Source organism: Streptomyces sp. WAC07094, from assembly GCF_036320405.1.
Classification (GTDB): Bacteria; Actinomycetota; Actinomycetes; order Streptomycetales; family Streptomycetaceae; genus Streptomyces; species Streptomyces lannensis.
The window spans coordinates 1134577-1159791 of the sequence record NZ_JAVMJZ010000001.1; the positions used below are offsets into that span (position 1 = coordinate 1134577).

Annotated in this window: 25 protein-coding genes, 2 tRNA genes and 1 riboswitch; of the genes, 15 read left to right on the top strand and 12 right to left on the bottom strand. The window is 71.6% G+C overall.

Annotation, left to right across the window (positions count from 1 at the left end; genetic code table 11):
• Positions 1-768, bottom strand: a complete 768-nt coding sequence (locus RCR19_RS05070) for an IclR family transcriptional regulator (RefSeq protein ID WP_059127555.1) — start codon at positions 766-768, stop codon at positions 1-3.
• A gap of 145 nt (positions 769-913) precedes the next feature.
• On the opposite strand from RCR19_RS05070, the gene RCR19_RS05075 reads away from it, so the two are divergent.
• Positions 914-1342 (top strand): ATP-binding protein, encoded by a 429-nt coding sequence (locus RCR19_RS05075; protein ID WP_331263983.1) that lies wholly within the window; start codon positions 914-916, stop codon positions 1340-1342.
• A 48-nt stretch (positions 1343-1390) separates the two neighbouring features.
• On the opposite strand, the gene RCR19_RS05080 is transcribed toward RCR19_RS05075, so the two are convergent.
• Positions 1391-2371 (bottom strand): hypothetical protein, encoded by a 981-nt coding sequence (locus RCR19_RS05080; RefSeq protein WP_331269349.1) that lies wholly within the window; start codon positions 2369-2371, stop codon positions 1391-1393.
• Positions 2372-2892: 521 nt separating this feature from the next.
• Between RCR19_RS05080 and RCR19_RS05085 the strand changes: the two genes are divergently transcribed.
• Positions 2893-3783, top strand: coding sequence for an LLM class F420-dependent oxidoreductase (locus RCR19_RS05085; protein WP_331263984.1), 891 nt, complete (start codon positions 2893-2895; stop codon positions 3781-3783).
• 86 nt (positions 3784-3869) lie between these two features.
• On the top strand, positions 3870-4436 hold the full coding sequence (locus tag RCR19_RS05090; protein WP_331263985.1) for a cysteine hydrolase family protein: 567 nt from the start codon (positions 3870-3872) through the stop codon (positions 4434-4436).
• A gap of 160 nt (positions 4437-4596) precedes the next feature.
• Here RCR19_RS05090 and RCR19_RS05095 read toward each other — a convergent pair.
• Positions 4597-4670 (bottom strand) — tRNA-Pro (locus tag RCR19_RS05095).
• 99 nt (positions 4671-4769) lie between these two features.
• On the opposite strand from RCR19_RS05095, the gene RCR19_RS05100 reads away from it, so the two are divergent.
• Positions 4770-5294: a DUF309 domain-containing protein gene (locus RCR19_RS05100; protein ID WP_331263986.1), complete on the top strand. Its 525-nt coding sequence runs from the start codon at positions 4770-4772 to the stop codon at positions 5292-5294.
• Between the two features lie 56 nt (positions 5295-5350).
• Positions 5351-6121: a precorrin-6A synthase (deacetylating) gene (gene cobF, locus RCR19_RS05105; RefSeq protein WP_331263987.1), complete on the top strand. Its 771-nt coding sequence runs from the start codon at positions 5351-5353 to the stop codon at positions 6119-6121.
• A 248-nt stretch (positions 6122-6369) separates the two neighbouring features.
• Here the strand turns inward: cobF and RCR19_RS05110 are convergent, their stop codons facing one another.
• Positions 6370-7116 (bottom strand): cobalt-precorrin-6A reductase, encoded by a 747-nt coding sequence (locus RCR19_RS05110; protein WP_331263988.1) that lies wholly within the window; start codon positions 7114-7116, stop codon positions 6370-6372.
• Positions 7117-7243: 127 nt separating this feature from the next.
• On the opposite strand from RCR19_RS05110, the gene RCR19_RS05115 reads away from it, so the two are divergent.
• A complete protein-coding gene (locus RCR19_RS05115; protein WP_331263989.1) occupies positions 7244-8023 on the top strand; it encodes an HAD-IIA family hydrolase in 780 nt (259 codons plus the stop codon).
• A gap of 27 nt (positions 8024-8050) precedes the next feature.
• Here the strand turns inward: RCR19_RS05115 and RCR19_RS05120 are convergent, their stop codons facing one another.
• Positions 8051-8824, bottom strand: a complete 774-nt coding sequence (locus RCR19_RS05120) for a sulfite exporter TauE/SafE family protein (protein ID WP_331263990.1) — start codon at positions 8822-8824, stop codon at positions 8051-8053.
• A gap of 426 nt (positions 8825-9250) precedes the next feature.
• On the opposite strand from RCR19_RS05120, the gene helR reads away from it, so the two are divergent.
• Complete coding sequence (gene helR, locus RCR19_RS05125) at positions 9251-11398, top strand: RNA polymerase recycling motor ATPase HelR (RefSeq protein ID WP_331263991.1); 2148 nt, start codon at positions 9251-9253, stop codon at positions 11396-11398.
• Between the two features lie 88 nt (positions 11399-11486).
• Here helR and RCR19_RS05130 read toward each other — a convergent pair whose 3' ends face one another.
• Positions 11487-12674, bottom strand: coding sequence for a thiolase family protein (locus tag RCR19_RS05130; RefSeq protein WP_331263992.1), 1188 nt, complete (start codon positions 12672-12674; stop codon positions 11487-11489).
• A 157-nt stretch (positions 12675-12831) separates the two neighbouring features.
• Between RCR19_RS05130 and RCR19_RS05135 the strand changes: the two genes are divergently transcribed.
• From RCR19_RS05135 to RCR19_RS05170, 8 genes are all read left to right on the top strand, one after another.
• Positions 12832-13089, top strand: coding sequence for a WhiB family transcriptional regulator (locus tag RCR19_RS05135; protein ID WP_059127566.1), 258 nt, complete (start codon positions 12832-12834; stop codon positions 13087-13089).
• The gene (locus RCR19_RS05140) at positions 13086-13568 is read left to right on the top strand and encodes a DNA starvation/stationary phase protection protein (RefSeq protein ID WP_331263993.1); all 483 of its coding nucleotides are present in this window, start codon (positions 13086-13088) and stop codon (positions 13566-13568) included. The genes RCR19_RS05135 and RCR19_RS05140 overlap by 4 nt, the downstream gene beginning before the upstream one ends.
• A gap of 75 nt (positions 13569-13643) precedes the next feature.
• A complete protein-coding gene (locus RCR19_RS05145) occupies positions 13644-13922 on the top strand; it encodes a DUF3140 domain-containing protein (RefSeq protein WP_331263994.1) in 279 nt (92 codons plus the stop codon).
• Positions 13923-14193: 271 nt separating this feature from the next.
• A riboswitch (TPP riboswitch) is annotated at positions 14194-14288 on the top strand.
• Positions 14280-15674: a cytosine permease gene (locus RCR19_RS05150; protein ID WP_331263995.1), complete on the top strand. Its 1395-nt coding sequence runs from the start codon at positions 14280-14282 to the stop codon at positions 15672-15674. Its footprint overlaps the riboswitch before it by 9 nt.
• A complete protein-coding gene (thiD, locus tag RCR19_RS05155) occupies positions 15671-16468 on the top strand; it encodes a bifunctional hydroxymethylpyrimidine kinase/phosphomethylpyrimidine kinase (RefSeq protein WP_331263996.1) in 798 nt (265 codons plus the stop codon). Before RCR19_RS05150 ends, thiD begins: the two co-directional genes overlap by 4 nt.
• A gap of 103 nt (positions 16469-16571) precedes the next feature.
• Entirely contained in the window at positions 16572-17828 is a 1257-nt protein-coding gene (locus tag RCR19_RS05160; RefSeq protein WP_331269350.1) for an arsenic transporter, read from the top strand.
• Positions 17829-18026: 198 nt separating this feature from the next.
• Positions 18027-19466, top strand: a complete 1440-nt coding sequence (gndA, locus tag RCR19_RS05165; protein ID WP_331263997.1) for an NADP-dependent phosphogluconate dehydrogenase — start codon at positions 18027-18029, stop codon at positions 19464-19466.
• Between the two features lie 99 nt (positions 19467-19565).
• Positions 19566-20249: a hypothetical protein gene (locus RCR19_RS05170; RefSeq protein ID WP_331263998.1), complete on the top strand. Its 684-nt coding sequence runs from the start codon at positions 19566-19568 to the stop codon at positions 20247-20249.
• Between the two features lie 92 nt (positions 20250-20341).
• Here the strand turns inward: RCR19_RS05170 and RCR19_RS05175 are convergent, their stop codons facing one another.
• From RCR19_RS05175 to RCR19_RS05200, 6 genes are all read right to left on the bottom strand, one after another.
• Positions 20342-22156, bottom strand: coding sequence for an ABC transporter ATP-binding protein (locus RCR19_RS05175; protein WP_331263999.1), 1815 nt, complete (start codon positions 22154-22156; stop codon positions 20342-20344).
• A gap of 384 nt (positions 22157-22540) precedes the next feature.
• Positions 22541-22617, bottom strand: a tRNA-Pro gene (locus RCR19_RS05180).
• A gap of 103 nt (positions 22618-22720) precedes the next feature.
• A complete protein-coding gene (locus RCR19_RS05185) occupies positions 22721-23080 on the bottom strand; it encodes an MmcQ/YjbR family DNA-binding protein (protein WP_331264000.1) in 360 nt (119 codons plus the stop codon).
• A gap of 41 nt (positions 23081-23121) precedes the next feature.
• The gene (locus RCR19_RS05190) at positions 23122-23649 is read right to left on the bottom strand and encodes a GNAT family N-acetyltransferase (RefSeq protein ID WP_331264001.1); all 528 of its coding nucleotides are present in this window, start codon (positions 23647-23649) and stop codon (positions 23122-23124) included.
• Positions 23646-24239 (bottom strand): XRE family transcriptional regulator, encoded by a 594-nt coding sequence (locus RCR19_RS05195; RefSeq protein ID WP_331264002.1) that lies wholly within the window; start codon positions 24237-24239, stop codon positions 23646-23648. Before RCR19_RS05195 ends, RCR19_RS05190 begins: the two co-directional genes overlap by 4 nt.
• A gap of 63 nt (positions 24240-24302) precedes the next feature.
• A complete protein-coding gene (locus RCR19_RS05200; protein WP_331264003.1) occupies positions 24303-25208 on the bottom strand; it encodes a LysR family transcriptional regulator in 906 nt (301 codons plus the stop codon).
• Positions 25209-25215 lie beyond the last annotated feature (7 nt).

Consider the following 25215-nt stretch of genomic DNA (forward strand, 5'->3'; position numbering starts at 1 on the left):
CTACCAGCGGGCCGCGCCCAGGTCTCTGGAGATCGCCCGTGCGGCTTCCCGCAGCAAGGTGATGAGGGCCGGTTGCGGCCGGCCCTTGGTGTCGCAGATCCGTTCGACCGGTCCCGACACTCCGATCGCACCGACCACAAGACCGCCGTGCCCGCGGATCGGCGCGGCGACGCCGGCCTCCCCCATGGCCATTTCCTGCACCTCTGCGCCCCAGCCGAGCTCCCGCACCTCGACGAGGGCCCTGCTGAGGTCCTCGGAGCGCACCAGGGTGTGCCGGGTGTACTCCTCGAGGCCCGCGTCCACGAGCGGCTCCACGGGCTCGGCGCCGAACGCCAGCAGCACCTTGCCCAGGGAGCAGGCGTGCAGGGGCAGCAGCGTGCCCACGTCCAGCGTCTGAAGGGTGTCGTCCGGACGGAAGACGTGGTGCACCACGAGCACCTTGCCTTCCAGGGGCGTACCGAGACGGACGGCCTCCCCGCTGCGGGCGGCCAGGGCGTCGGCCCAGTTGATCGAGCGCGACCGCAGCTCGTTGACGTCGAGATAGCTGGTGCCGAGATGCAGCAGTGCCGCTCCGAGCTGGTACTTTCCGGTCGCCTCGTCCTGTTCCACGAAGTCCACGTGCTGGAGCGTGCGCAGAATGCCATGGGCGGTGCCCTTGGCCAGCCCCAGCGACGACGCCACCTCGCCGAGCCCCAGCCGGCGGGGACCGCCGGCGAGCAGGCGCAGGATCGCCGCCGCCCTTTCGATGGACTGGACTGGCCCGGCCATGAGCCGATCCTAATCCGGATCGCCTCCCGGTTCAGGACGGCGTTCGGTAATGCCGACCGCCCTTCATTGACCCGCCGGGTTTCCCTCCATAACGTGCCTGAACGCCCGGTATCCGGCCGGCAGCTCGCCCCGAGGAGGAGGGCACATGGCAATAGCGCAGCTCAACGCCGCCCCCGTGGAGGGCGTGGAGTACGTCTTCCCGCTCCCGCACTCTCCCCGGGCCGTCTCCACCGTGCGCCGACGCGCGGAGGCCATCCTGACCAGGTGGAACCTGCCCGCGGGCGCCGCGGAGGATGTGCTTCTCGTGATCTCGGAACTGCTGACGAACGCGGTCGTCCATGCCTTCCCGCCGGCCGCACTACGGCTGTCGCGCGCCCGGCTGGACGGGCGCGATGCCGTACGCGTCGCGGTCACCGACATGGGACCGGCCGTACCCACCTGCCGCTCGGCGGCGACGATCGATCCGGACGAGCACGGCCGGGGGCTGTGCATCGTCGCCGCGCTGTCCGCCCGGTACGGCGTGGAGGTGCATCCGGAGGGGACCAGCCGCTGGGCCGAGGTACTCGCCGAGTGACGGCGGAGGGACGGCTGCGGCGGACGCCGTGGACCACCGTCCGCAGGATCAGGCCTGTGGTGGGGCCGCTCCCCGCAGGACCGCGATGCAGCTGCCCACGGCGGTCTGCAGCTCCTCCAGCCGCTGGAGCATGTCGTCCTCATACAGGTCGTCCAGGTCCTCGACGTCGTCGAGGGTCAGCTCCTCGAACACCTTCGTCGCCCGCTGCAGGCTGCTGTAGAACTTGGTGCGGCGCTCCCGAAGACGCAGGTCGGGATCGGCGTCGACGGTCCGGGCCACGAGTTCCTTCACCGTGTCGTACGCCTCGGCGGCCCAGGGTCCCGCCTCCTCCCCGTCGTCCAGCTCGTCGATCAGGGAAAGATGGCGCTCGGCCTGCGCACGGAGTTCGGCGGGCACATCGATCGTCTGCCCCGCAGGGGTCTTGACCTGGCCCTTCTCCACGATCTGCCGGACGTACCCGATACGGTCCGCTACCCGGCTCTCGGTGGCCACCGCCTTCTTCAGCCCGTCCGTCCTGGCGACGTCACGGGCGAGCTCGGTCTGCAGGACCGGGTCCTCCCGGAGCCGGTCGAGAAGGGCGGCACGCGCGGCCCGGGCGGTGGCGGGATCGGCCAGGATCGCGGCACGCAGCGCGGTGGGATTCTCGGCGACCTCCAGCGCCTTGGTCGGCCGGATGCCCTCGGCCTCGGCGGACGCAGCGATGGCCTGACCCCGCTCGGACGCGGCGCTGGTGCGGGCCGTGTAGTAGGCGAGCCAGGCGTCGGAGTCCGGCAGCGCGACCTCCTGGCCGGGGACGAGGATCTCGAAGTGCGGGACGAGACCGTCGTCGGCCGCCTTGTCCCACGCCTTGTAGTACCGCATGACCCGCTCCGGGGAGCATCCCGCCAGCTCGGCGAACCGCTTGGCGGAGATCTTCGGGGTCTCCCCCGCCGGCTGCCCGCCGGGCCGTACGCTGCGTGCCACCTTCAGGGCGAACGCCCAGCCGCCGGTGCGCGCGTACACCCCGAAATCATGGGCGTCACGCGCCACCGTCCCGTCGACGTCGGACGCCTGCGAGGACGGCTCCGCGTCGCCCGTGGCCGCCGGCTCCACCCAGAACCCGTCGTCCGCGGGCGTCGCCCGGACGACCGGTGCGCCGACGGCCGACGCCTCCCGCGTGGGCTGCTCGTCCTCGGGCGAACCCGTCGCTCCGGACGGATCGATCGTTGCGGTCACTGGAAACACTCCCGGGCACTCGGACTGCGGGAACCGGAGCGAGCAGCCTATATGAGCCCGTTGTCACGGCTTTGCGCCCGCTCCCGGCTGCCGGCCGCTCGGGGCGGACCGGCCGGAGACCGGATGCGGGGACCGGCCGTCGGGCCCGCGTCCGTGCGGCCCGCCGGGGGCCACCACCCGCCGGTCGCGAAGTGCCCCCGCCCCAAGGTGAAGTACCGCCCCGCGAGGAGTACATCCGGCGTGGAATGCGCCGTACCGTCTGTCCGTTGGGTTCTGCTGTGATCAAGTGATGCAGGAGCACGTCGCTGCACCGAGCGCGGAGGGATACGGAACCGATGGGTGATGTCACAGGCACGGACGGCGCGGGCCCGTTGAAGGAGGCCGTCGGACGGCACGGCATCTGGAGCGTGGGGCTGCGTTCGGAGGACCCGGCACGAGGGGGCGAACTGGCCGATGCCGCCGCCGAACTCGAAGAACTCGGTTTCGGTGCCGTCTGGCTCGGCGGCAGCGCCACGGTGCGCCATGTGGTCCCGCTGATCGAGGCGACCTCGAGGCTTGTCGTGGCGACCGGCATCCAGAGCATCTGGCAGCACGAGGCGGCCGGGACCGCGGCGCAATTCGGCGAGTTGGAAAAGGACCGTCCCGGGCGGTTCCTGCTCGGACTGGGCGTGAGCCACGCCAGGATGACGGAACAGTACCGTCGCCCCTACTCGGCCATGGTCGACTACCTGGACGCGCTCGATGCCGCCGGGGTCCCCGCGGGGCGCCGGGTTCTCGCCGCACTCGGGCCGAAGATGCTGGAGCTGTCCCGCGACCGCGCCGCCGGCTCGCATCCGTACCTGATGACGGTCGAACACACCGCCGTGGCCCGGGAGATCCTGGGCACCGCACCGCTTCTCGCGCCCGAGACGAAGGTCGTCCTCGACACGGACCCGGACCGGGCCCGTACGACGGCCCGCGGCACCCTCGCCCTCTACCTGACCCTGCCCAACTACACCAACTCGCTCCTCCGTTTCGGCTTCACCGAGGACGACTTCGCCGACGGCGGCAGCGACCGCCTGGTCGACGCGCTGTTCGCCTGGGGCGACGACGACCGCATCCGGGAGCGGATCGAGGCGTTCCATACCGCGGGCGCGGACCATGTCGCCGTCCAAGTGGTCGACGCCGGGCCCCGCGACGCCCTCCCGCGTGCCGCATGGCGTCGTCTTGCGGAGCTGCTGCGCTGACGTCCGGCCGGACGGCGGTCGCCGCTGTCAGTGGTGCGGCCTACTGTGGGGTCCGGTCAGTTCCAGGACGAGAAACGGGAGAAACCATGACGACCCTTCCCGACCGGCCCCATACCGCACTGCTCGTCATAGACGTCCAGAACGGGGTCGTGGACGGCTCCCACAACCGCGACGAAATGATCGCGAACATCAACACCCTGATCGACAAGGCCCGCGCCGAGGACGTCCCGGTGGTCTGGGTGCAGCACTCCGGCGCCGATCTCGTGCGGGGCAGCGAGAGCTGGAACTACGTACCGGAGCTGGTCCGGCGCGACGCGGAACCGCTCATCCACAAGACCTACTTGGACTCCTTCGAGGAGACGGACCTGGAGTCGGTGCTGGCCGGGCACCGAGTGGGCCGGCTCGTCGTCACGGGTGCCCAGACCGACGCCTGCATCCGCTCGACCCTGCACGGAGCCCTCGTCCGTGGATACGACGCGACGCTGGTCGCCGATGCGCACACCACGGAGGACCTCACGGCATTCGGAGCGCCGCCCCCGGAACAGGTGGTCGCGCACACGAACCTCTACTGGCAGTGGCAGAAGGCTCCCGGGCGCCGCGGCGGAACCATGGACACTGTGGAGGTGAGCTTCTCCGCGGAGCAGGCGGACTGAGGCGGCCGCACAGCGGGACCCGGGGACGATCGATCGGTGCTGCTCGGCACCGACACGAAGCGTGGGCGAGGAGCGAACGAGGGCTGCCGCGGCGCTCCCGCTCACGCGTCAGGGGCCCCACAAAGAGAGCCCCTGACCGAGAAGACTTCCGACGTCGCCGTCGGGACGACAGGATTTGAACCTGCGACCCCTTGACCCCCAGTCAAGTGCGCTACCAAGCTGCGCCACGTCCCGTTGCGCTCTCCGCGGTGATCCGCGTGATCTCGCGGACAGAACTTTACCCCACGGCAGGTACTGCCCCGCAGCGGGCGGGAGGTGCGGGACAATCGGGGTATGAGTGACGCATCGGAAGCCCGGGCTCGTCGGGGGCGCGACCGGGACACGGAGGGGCGAGCCCGCAACGCCCGGCCGCGGGACGGACTGGGGCGGCCCCTTCCGTACGACGCCCAGGGGGTCGCACGCCAGCCCGAAGGGGTCCTGCGGACCCCTGACGACAGCGTCGCCGAAGCCCAGGCACTGCTGGACGCCGGGAAACCGTTCCATGCGCACGAGGTCTTCGAGGACGCCTGGAAGTCGGGGCCCGAAGGGGAGCGCCCCCTGTGGCGCGGGCTCGCCCAACTGGCCGTCGGACTCACGCACGCGGCCCGCGGCAACGCCACCGGTGGCACCCGGCTGCTGCGGCGCGGCGCCACGGCCGTGGCGGACTGGGCCGCTCAGTCGGGACAGAGTCGGCCGTACGGCATGTCTCTGGCGGAACTCATCTCCTGGGCAAGGGAGTTGGCCGCGGTGGTGGAGCGGGACGCGGCCAAGGTCGACGCGCGGGAGTGGGCTCCCCGGCTTTACGGTCGGCGGCCGTAGCGGGCGGAGGCGGGGGCGTCGGGCCGCCCGTCCGCGCGGTACGGCAGACTCGGGGGGTGCGAAAGATTCATGTCATCGGCATCGGAGCGGGCGACCCCGACCAACTGACCCTGCAGGCGGTCAAGGCGCTGAGGAGCACGGACGTGTTCTTCATCCTCGACAAGGGCGAGTTGAAGTCGGACCTCGTCCAGCTGCGCCGGGACATTCTCGACGCACATGTGCCCGAGGGGGCGTACCGCCTCGTCGAGGCGCGCGATCCGGAGCGCGACCGCTCCGCCGGGGGCGCCGCCTACTCCCCCGCCGTCGGCGACTGGCGATCGGCGCGTGCCGGCATCTACGAGCGGCTCATCGTCGAGGACCTGGGCGAGGACGAGACCGGAGCGTTCCTGGTGTGGGGCGACCCGGCGCTGTACGACAGCACGCTCGGCATCCTCGAGGAGATCCTGGACCGGGGCGGGGTGACGTTCTCCTACGACGTCGTGCCCGGCATCAGCAGCGTCTCGGCACTCGTCGCAAGGCACCGCACGGGACTCAACCGGGTGGGCCGGCCCGTGCAGATCACCACGGGCCGGCGGCTGGCGGAGGGGTTCCCCGACGGGGTCGACGACGTCGTGGTGATGCTCGACGCCCATCAGACCTTCCGGCAGTACGCCGACCAGGACATCGACATCTACTGGGGTGCCTACATCGGCACTCCGGACGAGATCCTCGTCTCCGGTCCGCTGGCCGAGACGGCACAGCACATCGAGCGCCTGCGCGCTCAGGCGCGGGAGCGCAAGGGCTGGATCATGGACACCTATCTGCTGCGCAGGCATCCGCGCGGCTAGGGCCTGTGATGGACCCGTCGGGCCCGTCCCCCGGGGCTGCACACCATGACGCGGCACGGCCGGTTGTGGGCCCGCAGCCTCCAACCCCGGGACGGGAACGGGCGGTTCGTCGCGGCGCACTGCGCGAACGCGCGCCCGGTACGAGGGGCGACGAAGGACGACCGTCGTGGCACGACTGCCGGCGTGGGTGAAGAGGGCGCATCACCGCGACGGGACGGTGCACGCCGTCGGCAGGGTCCGTGCGCCCGTCATCGGGGACCGAGCCCCAGGAACGACAGCACCCCCACGACGTCCGGCACCGTGGTCACCCCGTCGGGCAGCGGCGGACGGCGGACCATGACCACGGGAAGCCCGCGATCGCGCGCGGCCGTGAGTTTGGCCGCCGTCGCTGCTCCCCCGCTGTCCTTCGTCACGAGCAAATCGATGCGGTGCTCGACGAGCAATGCCGTCTCGTCCTCGACCGTGAACGGCCCGCGGGCCGAGAGCACCCGGGTGTCCGGCGGCATGGGCGGCTGTGGGGGCTCCACCGACCGCACCACGAAATGGATACCGGCCAGGCCCGCGAAGGCCGCGAGCCCCAGTCGACCGGTGGTGAGGAAAACCCGTCGGCCCAGCGCGGGCACCAGGGCCGCCGCGTCCTCCAAGCCGGCCGCATCGTGCCAGCGGTCTCCGGGGACCGCGCTCCAGCCGGGCCTGCGCAGCACCACGGCCGGAACGCGCGTGGCCACCGCCGCCCGTGCCGCGTTCGCGGTGATGCCCGTGGCGAACGGGTGCGTGGCATCGACCAGCGCGTCGACCCGGTGCACCCGGAGCCAGTCGGCCAGTCCCTCGACGCCGCCGAAACCCCCGACGCGAACCTCCCCTTCGAGCGCACCGGGCCGGGACACCCGCCCTGCCAGGGAGGTGGTCACCCGCACCCCGTGCCGGGAGACGAGCGACGCGGCGAGTTCACGTGCCTCTGCGGTGCCGCCGAGGACCAGGACGTGCGGGGACATGCTGCCGAGGGTACGGGCAGGCCACCCTCCGGTCTCCCCTCGGTACCCGCGGCCGGAGGGCGCGGCGGTCGCATCGTGTCCCGCACGGCGCAGGGCGGGTGGCCGCCGGCCTCGTTAGGGTCCTGCCATGGATTCAGTGCGTGCCGTCCTCATCGACATCGACGGGGTCCTCACCGTCTCCTGGCAGCCCCTGCCCGGCACGGTCGACGCCCTGCACGAGATCCGTGACTCCGGTCTCGCCGTCGCCCTGCTCACCAACACGACCTCCCGCACCCGCGCATCGATCGCCGGGACCCTCTCCGCGGCAGGCTTTCCCGTGGCGGCCGAGGACATCCTGACCGCGCCCGCCGTCACGGCCGCGTATCTCGCGGACCGTCTGCCGGGCGCACGGTGCTCGCTGCTCAACAGCGGCGACATCCGCGAGGATCTCACCGGCGTCCGCTTCGTCGACGACGCGGACGCGGTCCCGGACGCCGTGATTCTCGGAGGTGCCGGCCCGGAGTTCGACTACCCGGCGCTCAACCGCGCCTTCGGCCACCTGCAAAGAGGCGCGCGGCTGGTCGCCATGCACCGCAACCTGTACTGGCGCACCGACCAGGGTCTGCAACTCGACTCGGGGGCGTTCCTGCTGGGGCTGGAGAAGGCCGCACACACCGAGGCCGTCGTCACCGGCAAGCCGTCGCCCGCGTTCTTCGAGGCGGCTCTCGCCCATCTCGGGGTCGGCGCGGATCAGGCGCTCATGATCGGCGACGACATCGAGTCCGACGTGCTCGCGGCCCAGCGAGCCGGGATCACCGGGGCCCTGGTCAGGACCGGCAAGTATCTGCCCGAGACGCACCGGGCGGCGAGCGGTGCGCCCGACCACGTCCTCGACTCCTTCGCCGACCTGCCCGCCCTGCTCCGGTAGTCGGGCGGACACCGGTGTGACGCGAGCTCAGCGCAGCAGCAACTGGAGGCCGCCCACGACCGTCGCCGCGATCACCAGCTGTTCGAACAGCCGCTGATTGATCCGGTTGACCGCCCATTTCCCGAGGAACGCCCCCGGCACCACGAACAGCGCGAGCGCCGCGTCCAGCAGCAGTGAGCGGCCGTCGATCAGCCCGAGACCCGCGCTGAAGGGCACCTTGGAGACGTTGACGATCAGGAAGAAGAAGGCCGAGGTGCCGAGGAAGCCGAGCTTGCGGAATCCGGCGGAAAGGAGATACATCGACATCACCGGGCCGCCCGCGTTCGCCACCATCGTGGTGAAGCCCCCGAGGACGCCGTAGGAACGTGCCTTGGCACGGCCGGCCCGTGTGGTCACCGAGTCCGGTTCCACGTCCTGGTCGGCGCGGCGGCGCCGCCACACGGTCACCGCCGCCATCAGCAGCAGGATCGCACCGATCGACGTCCGTACGACCGCGTCGTCGGCCCACACCAGGAACAGCGTGCCGAGCACGACGCCCGCGGCGACCGCAGGGAACAGCCGCCACAGGGTGGGCCAGTGGGCGTGCCGACGATAGGTCAGGACGGCGAGGACGTCGCCGACGATCAGGACCGGCAGCAGCACGCCGGTGGAGGCGCGGGCGGGCAGGACGGCGGCGAAGACGGCCAGGCTGACGGTGTTGGCGCCGCTCACGGCGGTCTTGGAGAAGCCGACGAGCAGCGTGGCGAAGGCCAGCGCGGCGAACCCCCACGGGGATATGTCCCAGAGCGTCATCGTGTTCATGCGGTGACCGATGCTATGCCCATGCATCTCGCCGCGTCAGGGGTGTCTCGCCTGGTGATCCGCGCCTCGATGATCCGGGCCCTGCGTTCCCGCATGCCCGGGGTCCGTTGGCGCCTCGCGAGGGTCTGCCGTCCACCGGGGCGGATCGGTGCGGATATGGGCACGCACCCCTCGCCACTCTCAACGTATAGCGCACCGGGGGGCTTGCGGCAAGGCCCGGTCCGTGCCGCACAATCGCACACCGACGCCGGAACTTGCGGAAATGGGAGATTCACGAAGTGCATTTGCTTTTGTCGGATCATGGGGCGTGCCGTGACGTTGTGCCGGTGGGATGCCGCGTACTGCCGTCGCGGGCGCTCGACGCGGGGCCGCACGTGTGTGCGGCGCCGGACTCGGCGGACGCGAACCCGGATCGGAGCTGCTGACATGAACTTCCTGACCACCAGCGCGTTCGACCTGCCCGACAACCTCTCCGCCAAGGCCGACCCGTTGCTGATCGCCGATGACGAGCGGCACTTCGCGGCGATCGCCGACACTCTGGAGCAGACGATCGCCGAACTGTCCGACCGCCTCGACGCCGCACTCAAGTCGCCCGGTGGCATCGGGCGGCAGGCGATGGACCGGGACGCGGAGGTCCACCGGCTGACCGCCCGTCTGCGCGCCCTGCGCCGCTTCGGCCTGGATCTGTGCCTCGGCCACATGGTGGACGCGGACAGTCCCGAGCCCCTGTACATCGGGCGAATGGGCCTGACGGACAGCACGGGGCGCCGCCTGCTGATCGACTGGCGCTCGCCTGCGGCCGAGCCGTTCTTCGCGGCGACCCACGCCCATCCGATGGGTCTGTTGAGCCGCCGCAGATATCGCTGGACCCGCGGACGGATCAGCGACTACTGGGACGAGGTGTTCACCGCCGACGGACTGGAGCGGCGCGCCGCTCTGGACGACCAGTCCGCGTTCATCGCCGAGCTGGGCGGCAGCCGCTCGGACCGGATGCGGGACGTGCTCGCCACCATCCAGGCCGACCAGGACGCCGTCATCCGGGCGGCCTCCCCCGGCGCCCTCGTCGTCGACGGCGGTCCCGGCACGGGAAAGACCGTGGTCGCACTGCACCGCTCCGCCTACCTCCTCTACTCCGACCCCCGCATCGACCACCGTCGGGGCGGCGTGCTGTTCGTCGGCCCGCACCAGCCGTACCTGGCCTACGTCTCCGACGTCCTGCCGAGCCTCGGAGAGGACGGGGTGCGGACCTGCACCCTGCGGGACCTGGTCGCGGAGGGTGCCGGAGCGGCGTTCGAGACCGACCCGGCCGTCGCCCGGCTGAAGTCGTCCGCGAGCATGGTGAAGGCCGTCGGGACGGCCGTGCGGTTCTACGAGTCGCCGCCCACCGCCGCGATGACGGTGACCACTCCCTGGGCCGACGTCCGGCTCAGTGCGGACGACTGGGCCGAGGCGTTCGAGGCACCCGACCCCGGTACCCCGCACAACGAGGCGCGCGACCAGATCTGGGAGGCCCTGCTCACGACACTCAGGGACAAGCACGACGACGACATCTCGCCCGATCTGTTCCGAAGGGCGCTGCAACGTGACGAGGAGCTGGTCGGGACACTCAACCGCGCCTGGCCGCTGCTCGAAGCCGCCGACCTCGTGGGGGACCTGTGGTCGGTACCCGCCTATCTGCGGTTGTGCGCTCCCTGGCTGAACCCCGACGACGTCCGCAGGCTGCAGCGCACGGACCCCCAGGCCTGGACGGTGTCGGACCTGCCGCTTCTGGACGCCGCCCGGCAGCGCCTCGGCGACCCGGAGTCGTCGAGACGCAGGCGCCGGCACAGGGCGTCCGTCGCCGCCGAACGCGAGCGCATGGCCGCGGTCATCGACAACGTGCTCGCGGCCGACGAGGACGGCGAGGGAGCGGTGACGATGCTGCGCGGACGGGATCTGCAGGGCAGTCTGATCGACGAGGCCGCACTGCCCGGCACCGCGCAGGAACCGCTGGCCGGCCCGTTCGCGCACATCGTCGTGGACGAGGCCCAGGAACTGACCGACGCGGAGTGGCAGATGCTGCTGCTGCGCTGCCCTTCCCGGAGCTTCACCATCGTCGGGGACCGAGCCCAGGCACGGCACGGGTTCACCGAGTCCTGGCGTGAGCGGCTCGAGCGGATCGGGCTCGGCCGGATCGATGTGGCGTCCCTGACCATCAACTACCGTACGCCGAAGGAGGTCATGGCGGAGGCCGAGCCGGCCGTACGGGCCGTGCTCCCGGACGCCAATGTGCCGACGTCCGTCCGCAGCACCGGAGTTCCCGTCGTCCACGGCCGCGTCGCGGACCGGGACTCGATCCTCGCCGGCTGGCTCGACGGGCATGCCGACGGGGTCGCCTGTGTCATCGGCGATCCCACGTTCCGGGCGACACCCCGCGTGCGGTCGCTGACCCCGGAGTTGTCGAAGGGGCTCGAGTTCGACCTGGTCGTCCTCGTCGACCCGGAGGCCTTCGGGACGGGTGTCGAGGGGGCGGTCGACCGCTATGTCGCGATGACCCGGGCGACCCAGCAGCTCGTCGTTCTCACGAGCTCCTGACGCCGGCCGGGCGGTTTCGGCGACCGCCCTCCTCCTCGGCTGCTCGGGGCCCGTCGTCCGGATGCCGGCATGATCCGGACGACAGGTCCTAAGCGCGCTCGACGAGCACCGTGCTGCCCTGGCCGACGCCCACGCACATGGTGGCGAGGCCGCGGCCGGCACCGGTGCGCCGCATGCGGTGCAGCAGGGTGGTCAGGATGCGGGCGCCCGAGCAGCCGAGCGGGTGGCCGAGGGCGATGGCGCCGCCGGTGGGGTTGACCAGGTCCGGATCGATCCCGAGGCGGTCCACGCACGCGAGGGCCTGGGCGGCGAACGCCTCGTTGAACTCGGCCTCCTGGATGTCGCCGATCGTCCAGCCGACGCGTGCGAGCGCCTTCTCGGTCGCCGGGACGGGGCCGATGCCCATGACGTCCGGGTGGACACCCGCCGAGGCCCCCGCGACATAGCGTCCGAGGGACTGCAGGCCGAGCTCGTTCAAAGCCTCCTCGCTGACCAGGAGGAGCGCGGCCGCACCGTCGTTCATGGGCGAGGCGTTGCCCGCCGTGACGGTGCCGCCCTCGCGGAACACCGGCTTGAGACGGGCGAGTTTCTCGTATGACGTGTCCTCGCGCACACCTTCGTCGGCCGTGACGGTGACACCGTCCGCCCTGGTGACGGGATGCAGCTCGGCGTCGAAGTATCCGTTCTTGCGGGCGTCGGCGGCCCGCCGGTGGCTGCGCAGGGCGAAGTCGTCCTGGCGCTCGCGGGTGATGCCGTACCGCTCGGCGACCTCTTCGGCGGTCTCGCCCATGGACAGCAGACCGTGGAGGTCCTTCATCGCCGGGTTGACCAGCCGCCAGCCGAGGCGGGTGTCCACGGTCTCCATGCGGTGGGGCAGGGCCTCGTCGGGGCGGGGCAGCACGAACGGGGCGCGGCTCATGGACTCCGAGCCGCCCGCGAGCACGATGTCGGCCTCACCGGCGGCGACGGTGCGGGCGGCCGTGGTGACCGCCTCCAGGCCGGAGGCGCACAGCCGGTTGACCGTCGCGCCCGGCACGGACTCGGGCAGTCCGGCGAGGAGGGCGGCCATGCGGGCCACGTTGCGGTTGTCCTCGCCCGCCTGGTTGGCGGCGCCCCAGTAGACGTCGTCGATGCGCGCCGGGTCCAGGGCGGGCACGTCGGCCATCAGACCGCGGATCACGGTCGCCGCGAGGTCGTCGGGCCGCACGGACGACAGAGCGCCACGCAGTCTGCCGATGGGAGTGCGGCGGGCTGCCGCGAAGTGGACGGTACGCACGACGGAACTCCTGAGCACCCTCGACGAGTAATTAGCACTGCTAGTTTTTGACTATAGAACGCCGGGCCGCCACTGGGAAGAACCACCTCCTCGGTATCCCCGGATCGCCCGCCGCCCACCGGGTTTCACCCCCTGCCTCTCGGGCACCCGGGCGCCCATGGAGTGGTTGCGACACGCGGCATGTGTGGAGGAGGACCCCGATTTGTTCTTCCCGGTCGGCACGACGGGACCGGCTCTGGTGGAGGCCGCCGCCGCGAAGCGTGTGTGCCGACGCTGTCCGGTCGCCGCCGACTGCCTCGAGTGGGCACTGGACACCGGGCAGACGGCGGGCGTCTGGGGAGGCACCGACGAGCGGGAACGCGCCGCACTGCTCCGGTCCAGAAAGCGACGCATGACAAGGAGAAGCGCACGATGACCGTGGTGCACAGCGCCCTTCCCGAGTCCGCACGTGCCATCACCGGGGAAGCCCTGCAGGAAACCCTGGTCGACCTGGTCGGGCTCTCCCTCATGGCGAAGCAGGCCCACTGGAACATCGTCGGACCGAGGTTCCGATCGATCCACCTCCAACTCGACGAGGTGGTGGCCACGGCACGCTCCTACTCGGACACCGTGGCCGAACGCGCGGCCGCGCTCGGCGTCCCCCCGGACGGCAGGCCGGAGACCATCGGCTCCGCCTACGGCCTCCCGGGCGCGAAGGAGGGTTGGCTGCGCGACACCGACGTCGTCCGGTTGATGGTCGAGTCGCTCGGGACGGCGATCGGGCGTCTGCGCAACCGGATCGACGCGACCGCGGAACCGGACCCCGTCACCCAGGACCTGCTGATCGGGCTCACCGCAGAACTGGAGAAGCAGCGCTGGATGTTCGAGGCGGAGAACTGGCCGCGGGAGGACTGAGCGGACGGGCGCACGTACGGACACGAGCACGTACGGAGCGGAGGGTGGCCCGCGAGGGCGAGAGGGGAGTTCACGATGGCCGACGCCCTGGAGACGGACGCGCTGTGGGACGAGTTCCAGGAGGTGGTGAACATGACGTCCCAGGAACTCGCGGCCTGGCTGCGGGTCCAGGACGCCGACGAGGACACGGGATCCCCCGGCAGAGCGGACGGCCCCAGCGGCCCCCGCGTCGTCGCCATCCTGCAGAAGCGGCGCATGGACCTCACCGACGACGACATCCGGGTCATGCGCGAGGTGGTGGAGAAGGTGACGCTCGCGCAGGACCGCCGGAGGGGTCGGCGATCGTCGCGGTGAAGGCGGCCGTGCCCACGGGACAGCGGTCCGGGAACGCCGGTGCAGCCCGTCGCGGACACCGAATCCGGCACCGCGGGCCGGGCGTTGACGGGTGCCGCGCTCGCCAGGAAGGCGGCCCGGTCCGTCCCGGGCACGCCGCACGAGCCACTCGGGCCGGAGGGACCGGCCCGCACGGGCGGCGCTACGCCGCAAGGCTCCGACAGGCCGCCACCGCATCCGGTGGCGGCCCTTGTGTATGGCACATCCGGCGGCTCGGGTTAGTCTTGCCGCCGTACCGGACACGGGGTGCCCCATTCGCGGGCTGAGATCACACCCGTTGAACCTGAACCAGTTCGTACTGGCGGAGGGATGTCTTTCATGCCATTGGCGCATGTCTCCGGCGGGCTGCCCGCCGACGGCCGACGGACCGTCTTCGACGGACGGATGCCCACCGCTCCCGGGGATCTCAGGGTCGAGGGACACGGCATCGAACCGGTCCCCGAGAGCAATCGCTACGGCGGCGCGGGCCGGCTGTTCACGGTGTGGTTCGCCCCCAATCTGACCATGACCGGTGTCTTCACGGGCACCATCGGCATCACGCTCGGCCTCGACTTCGGCACGGCGCTCGTCGCCGTGGTGCTGGGCACGGTGCTGGGTGCCGTCCCCACGGCCTACCTCGGCACCTGGGGAAGCCGCACCGGCGCGGGCCAGCTCCCGCTCGCCCGGCTCGCGTTCGGACGCGCGGTGGTGCTGCCCGGAGCCCTGCAATGGCTGTCCTCGGTCGCCTGGGACGCACTGATCGGCCTGTTCGGCGGGGACGCGCTCGCACGCCTGTGCGGCTGGCCGTTCTGGCTGGGAGTGCTGGTCATGATGCTGGGGCAGGGCGCGCTCGGGGTGCTCGGTTACGAGGCGATCCATCGTCTCCAGATCGTCATGACCTTCGTCCTCGCGGCCGCCTTCGCGCTGATCGCCGTACGGATGCCGGCCGACGTCCACCCCGCTCTGACGGGCAGTGCACACGGCGCGGACCGGGCGGGCGCGTTCGTACTGACCAGCACGATCGCCTTGAGCCTGACCTTGTCCTGGGCCCCGTACGCCAGCGACTTCAGCCGCTATCTGCCGAGCACCACGTCCCGGACCAGGATGTTCTGGCACACACTGCTCGGTCTGGTGGTGTCCTTCCTGGCCGTGCAGCTCCTCGGCCTGTGGGGCGCCTCGGCGCTCACCGACCAGACGGCCGCCGGGGTGGACCGGCTGCTCGGCGGAGGCGCGCCGGGCGCGTTCGGGCTGCTGGCGGTGGCGCTGGCGGCCCTGTGCAGCAACGCCATGAACGACTACAGCGGCTCACTGGCGCTGCAGACCATCGGACTGCGCATACCGCGCCCGGTGGCGGCCGCCCTCGCCGCCGCTCTCGGATTCCCGCTGGTGCTGTGGATGCACGCGGCCGACACCACCGCCCGCTTCCAGAACGTGCTGCTGTTCGTCGGCTACTGGATCCCCGGGTTCGTGGCGATCGTGGTCGTCGACTGGCTCGTACGGCGCGGCACGGTGGCCGATCTCGCCGCCGAGACGGCCCGGCCGCGGTCGGTGTGGCCGCCGCTGCTCGCCTTCGCCGGCGCCTTCGCCGCAGCGGTGCCCTTCATGGACACGGGCCTGTACGTGGGTCCGGTGGCCCGTGCGCTGCACGGCGCCGACGTCTCGTACTACGTGGCGTTCCTGGTGGCCCTCGCGGTGTACGCCCCGCTGCGCGTCCGACAGGAGGGCCGCGCATGACCGCGCCGCCGCGCGTCCTGACCATCGCCGGCTCCGACTCCGGGGGCGGCGCCGGGATCCAGGCCGATCTCAAGACCATGCTGGCCCTGGGCGCCCACGGCATGAGCGTGGTCACCGCGGTCACCGCGCAGAACTCCGTCGGGGTGCAGGGCGCCTGGGAATTGCCGGTGGCGGCGGTGCGCGCCCAGTACCGCAGCGTGGTCGACGACATCGGCGTCCAGGCGGTGAAGACCGGGATGCTCGCCTCGCCCCGCCTGGTCACCGTGGTGGCCGAACTGCTCGCGGACGTGGGGGTCCCGGTCGTGGTGGACCCGGTGAGCGTCTCCAAGCACGGGGACCGGCTGCTCGCCGACGACGCGCTGGACGCGGTGCGCACCAGGCTGCTGCCGCGCGCGACGGTGACCACGCCGAACCTGGACGAGGTCGCGGAGCTGACCGGCATCGCGGTGACCGACGAGGAGGGCATGCGCCGCGCGTCCGCGGAGCTGCTCTCGTACGGGCCCCGATGGGTGCTGGTGAAGGGCGGGCATCTGCCCGGTGCTGCCGTCGACCTGCTGACCGACGGCCGCGAGGAGCACTGGCTGCGGGCCCCCCGCCACGACAACCGGCACACCCACGGCACGGGCTGCACCCTCGCCTCGGCGGTCGCGGTGGGGCTCGCACAGGGTCTGACGGTGCCGCAGGCCGTTCGGCAGGCCAAGGAGTACGTCACCGAGGCCATCGCGGCGGGCTTCGCCCTGGGGGCCGGCATCGGTCCGGTGGACCACGGATGGCGACTGCGGGCGGGTGGGTGACGGCGACACCGCACCGTCATCCGGGGCGCTGCGCGTCGAGCGATGCCGTCCGACCTGGTGTGATGGAAGGGCACCGCCGAATCCGTTCCGGAAGGACCGTACTCTGAACACCCCGCTCGCCGAGGCCCTCTCCATCGTTCTGCTCGTCGCCGTACTGGCCGGCGCCGTGGTGCGTCCCTTCGGGATGCCGGAAGCCGTGGTCGCGGTTCCGGCGGCCGGCATCGCGATCGCGACCGGCGCCATCTCCCCGGCCCACGCGGGGGCCGAGGCCGAGCGACTCGGGCCGGTGGTCGGCTTTCTGGCGGCGGTGCTGGTACTGGCCCACTTCTGCGACGTGGAAGGGCTGTTCCGGGCGTGCGGCGCCTGGATGGCACGCTGGGCGGCAGGCCGGCCCGGTCGGCTGCTGACCGCGGTCTTCACCCTCGCCTCGGTGATCACCGCCGTGCTCAGCCTGGACGCCACGGTCGTGCTGCTCACCCCGGTGGTGTTCGCCACGGCGGCCCATATGGGTGCCCGCCCCAAGCCCCACCTCTACGCCTGCACCCATCTGTCGAACACGGCTTCGCTGCTGCTGCCGGTCTCCAATCTCACCAACCTGCTCGCGTTCGGCGCCTCGGGGCTGAGCTTCACACGGTTCGCCGCCCTGATGGCCCTGCCGTGGCTGGTGGCCGTCACCGCCGAGTATGTTGTCTTCCGCAGGTTCTTCCGTCGGGACCTGGGCGCCGGAGCCGGGGCCCCGGTGCGGGAGGAGCCGCCCCCGCTCCCCCTGTTCGCCCTGCTGACCGTGGCCTGCACGCTCGCCGGGTTCGTGGTCGCGTCCGTCTTCGGCATCGACCCCGCGTGGTCGGCGCTGGCCGGGGCGCTGGTCCTGGCCGTGCGTGCGCTCGTCCGGCGCCAAGCCACCCCCCTCACGGTGGTGCGGGCGGCGGCGCCTTCCTTCCTCGCGTTCGTGCTGGCTCTCGGTGTGGTGGTGCGCGCGGTGGTCGACAACGGGCTCGCCGGCGCGCTCGGCCGGGTGCTCCCCGACGGGACCGGCCTGCCCGCGCTGCTGGGCATCGCCGCCCTGGCCGCCGTGCTGGCCAATCTGATCAACAATCTGCCGGCGGTCCTGGTCCTGCTGCCGCTGGCCGTCCCGTCAGGTCCGGGCGCGGTCCTCGCCGTCCTGCTCGGCGTGAACATCGGCCCCAACCTCACCTACGCCGGCTCGCTGGCCACACTGCTGTGGCGGCGCATCGTCCACCAGCACGAGCACGCCGTCGACCTCAGGGAGTTCACCCGGCTCGGGGCGATCGCCGTGCCGACCGCACTGGTGGGCGCGGTGGCGGCGCTCTGGGTCTCCCTCCACGTCCTCGGCGCCTGACGAGGCCGGCCTCCCCCGGTCGGGCGCACGCCACGGGCACGCGCTTGGCCGGCGCGCCGAGATCCCGCTCCCCGCGGTGAGCAACTCCCGCCCCGCCGTCCGTACCTGATCGCGACGGCGGTACGAGCCGCACCGAGCGAGGTCCGCCGCACCCGAGGGACACCCGGGGGCGGTGGATCCGGACCCAAGGAGCACAGCATGCAGGCGACCGCGCAGATCGGCGTCACCGGGCTCGCGGTGATGGGCCGCAACCTGGCCCGGAACTTCGCGCGGAACGGGTACACCGTGGCCGTGCACAACCGCACCCCGACCCGAACCAAGGCGCTGGTCGAGGAGTTCGGGCACGAGGGCGCGTTCGTGGCCGCTGAGACGGCCGAGGAGTTCGTGGCGGCGCTGGAGCGTCCGCGCCGACTGATGATCATGGTGCAGGCGGGCGACGCGACCGATGCCGTGATCGAGGAGTTCGCGCCGCTCCTGGAGCCCGGCGACATGATCATCGACGGTGGCAACGCGCACTTCTCCGACACGCGGCGCCGGGAGAGGTCGCTGCGCGATCAGGGCATCCACTTCGTCGGCGCGGGTGTCTCCGGCGGCGAGGAGGGCGCCCTGCACGGACCGAGCATCATGCCCGGCGGCTCCCCGGAGTCGTATGCCTCGCTCGGACCGATGTTCGAGAAGATCAGTGCCGAGGTCGACGGCGAGCCGTGCACGACGCACATCGGCACCGACGGCGCCGGGCACTTCGTGAAGATGGTGCACAACGGCATCGAGTACGCGGACATGCAGGTGATCGGAGAGGCCTACGACCTGCTGCGCCAGGTGGCGGGATACTCCCCCGCCGAGATCGCCGGCATCTTCCGCGAGTGGAACAAGGGGCGCCTGGACTCGTACCTGATCGAGATCACGGCGGAGGTGCTCGCCCACGTGGACGCCTCGACCGGCGAGCCGTTCGTGGACGTCGTCGCCGACGCCGCCGGGCAGAAGGGAACCGGGCGTTGGACCGTGCAGACCGCACTGGACCTGGGCTCCCCCGTCACCGCCATCGCCCAGGCGACATTCGCCCGCGCCGCCTCCGGCCAGTCCGCGCTGCGCCGGGCCTACCGCGGACTGCCGGGCGGCACGCAGTGGGACCTCACCCCGTACGAGGCCGAGCGCTTCACGGCACAGGTGGAACAGGCCCTCTACGCCTCGAAGCTGATCGCCTACGACCAGGGCTGGAAGATGATCCTGGACGCCGCCGAGGAGTACGGCTGGGAGATCGACCTCGGCGCGGTCGCCAGGATCTGGCGCGGCGGCTGCATCATCCGCGCCGCCTTCCTCGACCGCATCCGCGCCGCCTACGCCGCCGATCCGGGTCTGGTCAGCCTGCTGTCCGACGCGGGGTTCGCGGCCGAGATCGGGGACGCCCAGGTGCCCTGGCGCGAGGTGATCGCCACGGCGGCCCGCAGGGGTGTGCCGGTGCCCGCGTTCTCCGCCGCCCTCTCGTACTACGACTCCCTGCGCGCCGAACGCCTGCCGGCCGCCCTCACCCAGGGCCAGCGGGACTACTTCGGCGCGCACACCTACCGGCGGGTCGACCGCGAGGGCAGCTTCCACACGCTCTGGGGCACGACCGACCGCGCCGAGACGCGGTCCTGAACCGTCCGCCGGGCTCCCGTTCGGGGAGCCCGGTGATCCGGACGCGCGCACCGCTCCCCTGCGCAGGAGCCACCCGAAGGCCGTACGACACTTACCCGCATGACTGATGCACCGCAGAAGGCCAAGATCCCCGCGTGGCGGCGGCCGACCGACGGTGAGCACCGCTGGCAGGTCGCGGCGGTTCTGGCGCTCATCATCGCCGCCCAACTCGCGGAGCCCCGAAAGCTGACCCTTCACCCGCACTGGCTGCTGCCCGCCGTGGAGGGCGTCTTCCTTGCGGTGCTGCTGCTCAGCAATCCGGGCAGGATCAATCGCGAGTCGGTTCCGCTCCGCAGCGCGTCCCTGGCGCTCGCGGCGATCGCCAGCCTGGCCAACGCCTGGTCACTGGTGCTGCTGCTCACCGTCCTGCTCACCGGGCACGAGGAGCGTTCCGCGAGCTCACTGCTCCTGGTCGCGGCCGGCATCTGGGGCACCAACATCGTGGTCTTCGCCCTGTGGTACTGGGAGTTCGACCGTGGTGGCCCCGTCGCGCGTGCGCACGCCCACCGCGCCCATCCCGACTTCCTCTTCCCGCAGATGCAGGTGCAGGAGCTGGTCAGCCGGGACTGGGAACCGGCGTTCTTCGACTACCTCTACGTCTCGTACACCAACGCGACCGCGTTCAGCCCGACCGACACGATGCCCATGTCACGGTGGGCGAAGCTGCTGATGCTCATGCAGTCGGCCGTCTCCATCGTCACCGTGGGCCTGGTCGTGGCCCGCGCGGTGAACATCATGCGGTGACCGCGGGAACGACGGCGGCCGGAGGCCGGCCGCCGAGGTTCCCTTCGCGGCACGGGATCGCGGGTCGGGGCGCCGAGGGCCCAGACACGCGATCAGTGCAGTTCGGCCCGCGCGGGACTGTCGCCGAGGAAGCCGCCCGACTGGTGCTGCCACAGCTTCGCGTAGGCGCCTTCCGATGCGAGCAACTCCTGGTGGGTGCCCTGCTCGACGATCCGGCCGCGGTCGAGGACCACCAGCCGGTCCATGCCGGCGACGGTGCTCAGCCGGTGCGCCACGACCAGCGCCGTCCGCCCGTCCATCAGCCGCCACAGCGCTTCCTGGACGAGGATCTCGCTCTCGGAATCCAGCGCACTGGTCGCCTCGTCCAGCAGCAGGATCGGCGCGTCGCGCAGGATCGCCCTGGCGAGGGCGACCCGCTGCCGCTGTCCGCCGGACAGCTTGACACCGCGCTCGCCCACCATGGTGTCGAAGCCGTCCGGCAGCGCGTCGGCGAACTCCGTGACGTGCGCCGCCTCGGCGGCACGCCGGATCTCGGCGTCGGTGGCGTCAGGCCGGGCGAACGCGATGTTGTCCCGCAGTGAGCGGTGGAACATCGCCGGGTCCTGCGGCACATAGGCGATCAGACTGCGCAAATCCGCCTGGCGCAGCCTGCTGATGTCCTGGCCCCCGACCAGGATCCGGCCCGCGTCGATGTCGGTCATCCGCAGCAACAACCGGGTCAAGGTGGTCTTGCCGCCGCCGGACCGGCCGACGAGCCCGATCCTGGAGCCGCTGGACACGGCCAGGTCGAGCCCTTCGAAGAGCGGCTTGCCGCCTCCGTGGGCGAAGGTCACCCGCTCGAAGCGGACGTCGCCGGTCCGGGACCGCAGGACCTCCGGCGTCTCCGGGTCGAGCACGGTCGGAGGGGTCAGCAGCAGTTCGGTGAACTGTGCGGCCTCCGTCATCGAACTCTCCAGTCGACGGTAGATCTGGTTGAACTCGAACATGATCCGGGTGGCGTTGCTGTAGTACGTGAAGGCGACCACGACGGCCTCCACACCGTGCTCGCCCCCGCCCAGCGTGACCGCGAGCAGCAGGCCCAGGGCGTTGGTCAGCACGGACATCGGCGCGACCAGTGTGTCGATGCGCAGGTTGCCGTAGTCCCAGGACTTGAGCGTCAGCCGCCGCGACTCGGCGACGCGGGACCGGTGCTCGGCGGCCTCGCTCTCCTCTGCGGCGAACGCCCGGACCGTGTCCATGTTCATCAGGCTGTCGGCGACATGGCCGGACACCCTGGCGATCGCCTCCTCGCGCTGATCGACGAGTGCCTGGCGGCGGCGGATGAGGGGCACCACACACAGCGCCGTCAGCGCGATCATCGCCAAGAGCCCGACGACGAGCAGCGGTTCGTAGCGCCACAGCACCACCGAGCCGAACAGCAGCGGCACGAAACTGCCCACGACGTTGAACGTCAGCGTGTCGACGAACTCCTCGAAGCGGGAGGCGAAGCTCAGCACCCGCTTGGTGAGCGATCCGGCGAAGTTGTCGTGGAAGAAGGCGGCGTCCCTGGCGAACAGTTCGTCCATGCCGATCACGTACAGGCGCTCGATGCCGCGGGCGTCCAGGCGGTTCAGGCAGTGGAGGCCGAGTCGCCACAGCGCCTCGGCGACCAGCAGGGCGCAGCCGAAGGCGAGGACGTAGGGAAGCATCGAGCCGACGCCGATGCCCGAGTCGCCCGCGATACGGCCGACGAGCTTCGCGACGACCAGCGGCGCGATGTAGTTGATGCCGATGTTGCCCAGCGCCGGCAGCAGCATCGCGGGCAGCGTCAGCCGCCGCAGCCGTGCCAACTCCCTTACGTAGTAACGAAGTGCCAGGAGCACGGAACGCTTGCCCGGCACGACCTTGCGCGAATCAGGTGATCCCATCCCAACCCTGTGGTGTCGTGCGGCGGCGTCACGTGCTTCTTCCGGATGGTGACGCCACCTCGATGGCCGTGTGGAGGTGCGGTTCGGGTGGGCGGCCCTCGTTCGGGTCGCGAGCGGTCGGACGGGGCACGACGAGGGTGCCCCATGCGGCTCGTGGGGACAACGACGGACGAACAGGGGCAGACCAGGAGTCGAAGTGTCCCGCGGCGGCGCCCGCGGAGTCCAAGCGTTTTCCCGGAGGGCGGCGGACCGCGTACGGCCGTGGAACGGCGACCCGGTCACGGCCCCCCGATGCCTGGCCGGCACGGCGGGCCATCGGAGTACGGACATACGGAAGGCCGTCTTCCCAACTCTGAGAAAACGGCCTCCGACCTGCAATGAAGCTGGTCGGGACGACAGGATTTGAACCTGCGACCCCTTGACCCCCAGTCAAGTGCGCTACCAAGCTGCGCCACGTCCCGTTGCCCGCCTGACCTGGGGTTTCCCCCGGCCGAACGCGCACAGAAACAATACCGCACTCGGGCCGGTGGTCGCGCACCGGTTTGTCCGCCGGTCACCCGCACGTCAGTCCCCGGCCGCAGACCCCAGCTCCGGGTGGTGGTCGAGAAGGCGCGGCGGCGCCGCCTGGCGCCAGGAGTCGGCCAGGATGTCGCGCAGCTCCGCCTCGTCCTCGAGGGTCGCGAGGCGCACTCGGATCCAGGCGAACTGCGCCTCATGATCGGCGACCCAGAACTTCTCGGGCTCGGCCAGGACCAGCTCGTCCCGCTCCTCCTTGGGGCACCGCACCGCTATGGAGGTCTCGTCCTCGGGCAGCGTGGCGAACATCTTCCCCGCGACCCTGAACGTGGGCATGTTCCAGGCGATCTTCTCGGCCGTGTCCGGCAGGGACAGGGCGATACGGCGTACGTCTTCGGCGTCCGGCATGTCCCGCACCGTAGCCAATGCCACTGACAGAGACCGCACGCTCAGCGGGAATCCCCCACATGCTTGTAGAAGACCGTCGTGGGGTGCAGGACACCGGCCGGTGTCGCCGCGTAGTCCGGAATCGCCCCGACCCGTGTCCAGCCGGCGGAGCCGTACAGGACCTCGGCAGGACTGCCCGTCTCGGTGTCCAGATGGAGCAGGGTGATCCCGGCCGCCGCGGCACCCCGTTCGGCCGTGGCCAGCAGCCGGCGCCCGAGGCCACGGCCGCGGGCCTCCCGGTGCACCATGAGCTTGACCAGTTCGGCGCGATGGCGGCTGTTCGCCTTGTCGGGGAGGGCCAGTCCGACCGTGCCCGTCACCCGGTCCCCCTCATGTGCCACCCACACCGTCAGCGCGCCCGCCTCTACCGCGGCCGCCCGCGCCCTCCACCAGGCGACCGCCTCGGACCGCTCGAGCGGCGCCAGGAAGCCGATCGAGGCTCCACCGTGCACGCTGTCGGTCAGCAGTTCCGCCAGGCCCTCCGCCCTGGCGAGCACCTCGGTCCCGTTCAGCGCGGAGATCGTGGTCATGGGAGCACCACCACCAGCGCGTACCGGGCGCCGTCGGGACCGGGGCAGCGGAACCGGGTCGGCCCCCACACCCGCAGCCGCAGGCAGTCGCCGGCGCAGAGCCGGTGCTCCACGTCCCCGGCCGTCACCTCCAGCGCACCGTCGATGACCCAGATGTGCTGTTCGAGCCCGGGGACGGGCGGCCTGTCGTACGCGATGTCGGCGTCCGCCGCGAGCCGCCCCTCCACGAGTTCGCCGCGCAGTCCGGGATGGGGAGGAGACACCGACCGCCGTACGAAGCCGGAGGCCGAGTCCTGCCACACGGTCTGCTCGGCGGCGCGGAGCACCTGCGCGGGCTCCGCCTCGACCTCGCTCAGCAGCCGGGACATCGTGCGGCCGTAGACCGCGCAGAGCCGGTTGAGGAGTGAAGCGGTCGGGCTGATCTCGGCACGTTCGGCCCGGGAGAGGGTCGAGCGGCTCACGCCGCTGCGCTCCGCCAGTTCCTCCAGGGACCAGCCGCGTTCCGCCCGCAGCTCGGCCAGGCGTCCGGCGAGCCGGGCGTCCACGCTGTCGATCACTTCGCCGTCCACATCCGGGATGTTATCCCACATACGAGAATCGCTCGCGGATACGCACAGGACTCCACCGCCGAAGGCAGGCCCCGGCGGAGTGGATCAGTCCTCGGTCGCGGCCTCCGCCAGCGCATCCAGTACCGGCCGGATCAGAGGGTGCTCCTCCGCGCCCCGGCGCACTGCGGCGAAGACCCGGCGCGTGGGCGCGACCCCGTCGACCGGGCGGACGACCACGCCGGTGAGGTCCATACCACGCAGGGCGGAGCGGGGCACCAGGGCGACGCCGGCACCGGCGGAGGCCAGCGCGACCACCGCGCGGAAGTCGTCCGAGGAGTGTTCGAGCCGGGGCTGGAATCCGGCGTGCTCGCACGCGAGCACGACGACGTCGTGGCAGGGATTGCCGGCGTACGGGCCGATCCACGCGTCCCTGGCCAGCTCGCCGAGCGGGACCTCGCCCGCGTCCGCGAGGCGGTGGGTGAACGGCACCACCGCGTCGAAGGGCTCCGCATACAGCGGAACATGGGTGAGCCGGGGGTCGTCCGCGTCGGGTGCGCCGCGGTACTCGACGGCGACCGCGACGTCGACCTGCCGGTCCAGCACCATCGGCAGGCTCGCATCACCCTCGGCGTCCTGGACCCGCACCCGGATTCCGGGCGCGGTCCGGGCGAGCCGGGCCAGCGCGGGGGCGACGACCAGCCCGATGCCGGTGGCGAAGGAGGCCAGGGTCACGGTGCCCGCGGACCCCGCGCCGTAGGCCGCCAGCTCGGCCTCGGCGCGCTCCAGTTGGGCGAGGACGGCGTTGGTGTGACTGAGCAGGATCTCGCCGGCCGGGGTGAGTCGCACGCCCTTGGCGCCGCGCTCCACCAGCCGGTGGCCGGTCTCCTGTTCCAGCGCGGTGAGCTGCTGGGACACCGCGGAGGGGGTGAGATAGAGCGCGGCGGCAGCAGCCGTCACGGTGCGGTGGTCGGCCACCGCACGGAGGATGTGCAGCCGCCGCGCTTCGATCATGCGACCG

Bases quoted from the DNA above. Each gene is read 5' to 3' on its own strand.
- RCR19_RS05070 (WP_059127555.1), bottom strand. From the start codon at position 768: ATGGCCGGGCCAGTCCAGTCCATCGAAAGGGCGGCGGCGATCCTGCGC.
- RCR19_RS05075 (WP_331263983.1), top strand. From the start codon at position 914: ATGGCAATAGCGCAGCTCAACGCCGCCCCCGTGGAGGGCGTGGAGTAC.
- RCR19_RS05085 (WP_331263984.1), top strand. From the start codon at position 2,893: ATGGGTGATGTCACAGGCACGGACGGCGCGGGCCCGTTGAAGGAGGCC.
- RCR19_RS05090 (WP_331263985.1), top strand. From the start codon at position 3,870: ATGACGACCCTTCCCGACCGGCCCCATACCGCACTGCTCGTCATAGAC.
- RCR19_RS05100 (WP_331263986.1), top strand. From the start codon at position 4,770: ATGAGTGACGCATCGGAAGCCCGGGCTCGTCGGGGGCGCGACCGGGAC.
- RCR19_RS05110 (WP_331263988.1), bottom strand. From the start codon at position 7,116: ATGTCCCCGCACGTCCTGGTCCTCGGCGGCACCGCAGAGGCACGTGAA.
- RCR19_RS05115 (WP_331263989.1), top strand. From the start codon at position 7,244: ATGGATTCAGTGCGTGCCGTCCTCATCGACATCGACGGGGTCCTCACC.
- RCR19_RS05120 (WP_331263990.1), bottom strand. From the start codon at position 8,824: ATGAACACGATGACGCTCTGGGACATATCCCCGTGGGGGTTCGCCGCG.
- helR (WP_331263991.1), top strand. From the start codon at position 9,251: ATGAACTTCCTGACCACCAGCGCGTTCGACCTGCCCGACAACCTCTCC.
- RCR19_RS05135 (WP_059127566.1), top strand. From the start codon at position 12,832: ATGGAGTGGTTGCGACACGCGGCATGTGTGGAGGAGGACCCCGATTTG.
- RCR19_RS05140 (WP_331263993.1), top strand. From the start codon at position 13,086: ATGACCGTGGTGCACAGCGCCCTTCCCGAGTCCGCACGTGCCATCACC.
- RCR19_RS05145 (WP_331263994.1), top strand. From the start codon at position 13,644: ATGGCCGACGCCCTGGAGACGGACGCGCTGTGGGACGAGTTCCAGGAG.
- RCR19_RS05150 (WP_331263995.1), top strand. From the start codon at position 14,280: ATGCCATTGGCGCATGTCTCCGGCGGGCTGCCCGCCGACGGCCGACGG.
- thiD (WP_331263996.1), top strand. From the start codon at position 15,671: ATGACCGCGCCGCCGCGCGTCCTGACCATCGCCGGCTCCGACTCCGGG.
- gndA (WP_331263997.1), top strand. From the start codon at position 18,027: ATGCAGGCGACCGCGCAGATCGGCGTCACCGGGCTCGCGGTGATGGGC.
- RCR19_RS05170 (WP_331263998.1), top strand. From the start codon at position 19,566: ATGACTGATGCACCGCAGAAGGCCAAGATCCCCGCGTGGCGGCGGCCG.
- RCR19_RS05175 (WP_331263999.1), bottom strand. From the start codon at position 22,156: ATGGGATCACCTGATTCGCGCAAGGTCGTGCCGGGCAAGCGTTCCGTG.
- RCR19_RS05185 (WP_331264000.1), bottom strand. From the start codon at position 23,080: ATGCCGGACGCCGAAGACGTACGCCGTATCGCCCTGTCCCTGCCGGAC.
- RCR19_RS05190 (WP_331264001.1), bottom strand. From the start codon at position 23,649: ATGACCACGATCTCCGCGCTGAACGGGACCGAGGTGCTCGCCAGGGCG.
- RCR19_RS05195 (WP_331264002.1), bottom strand. From the start codon at position 24,239: ATGTGGGATAACATCCCGGATGTGGACGGCGAAGTGATCGACAGCGTG.
- RCR19_RS05200 (WP_331264003.1), bottom strand. From the start codon at position 25,208: ATGATCGAAGCGCGGCGGCTGCACATCCTCCGTGCGGTGGCCGACCAC.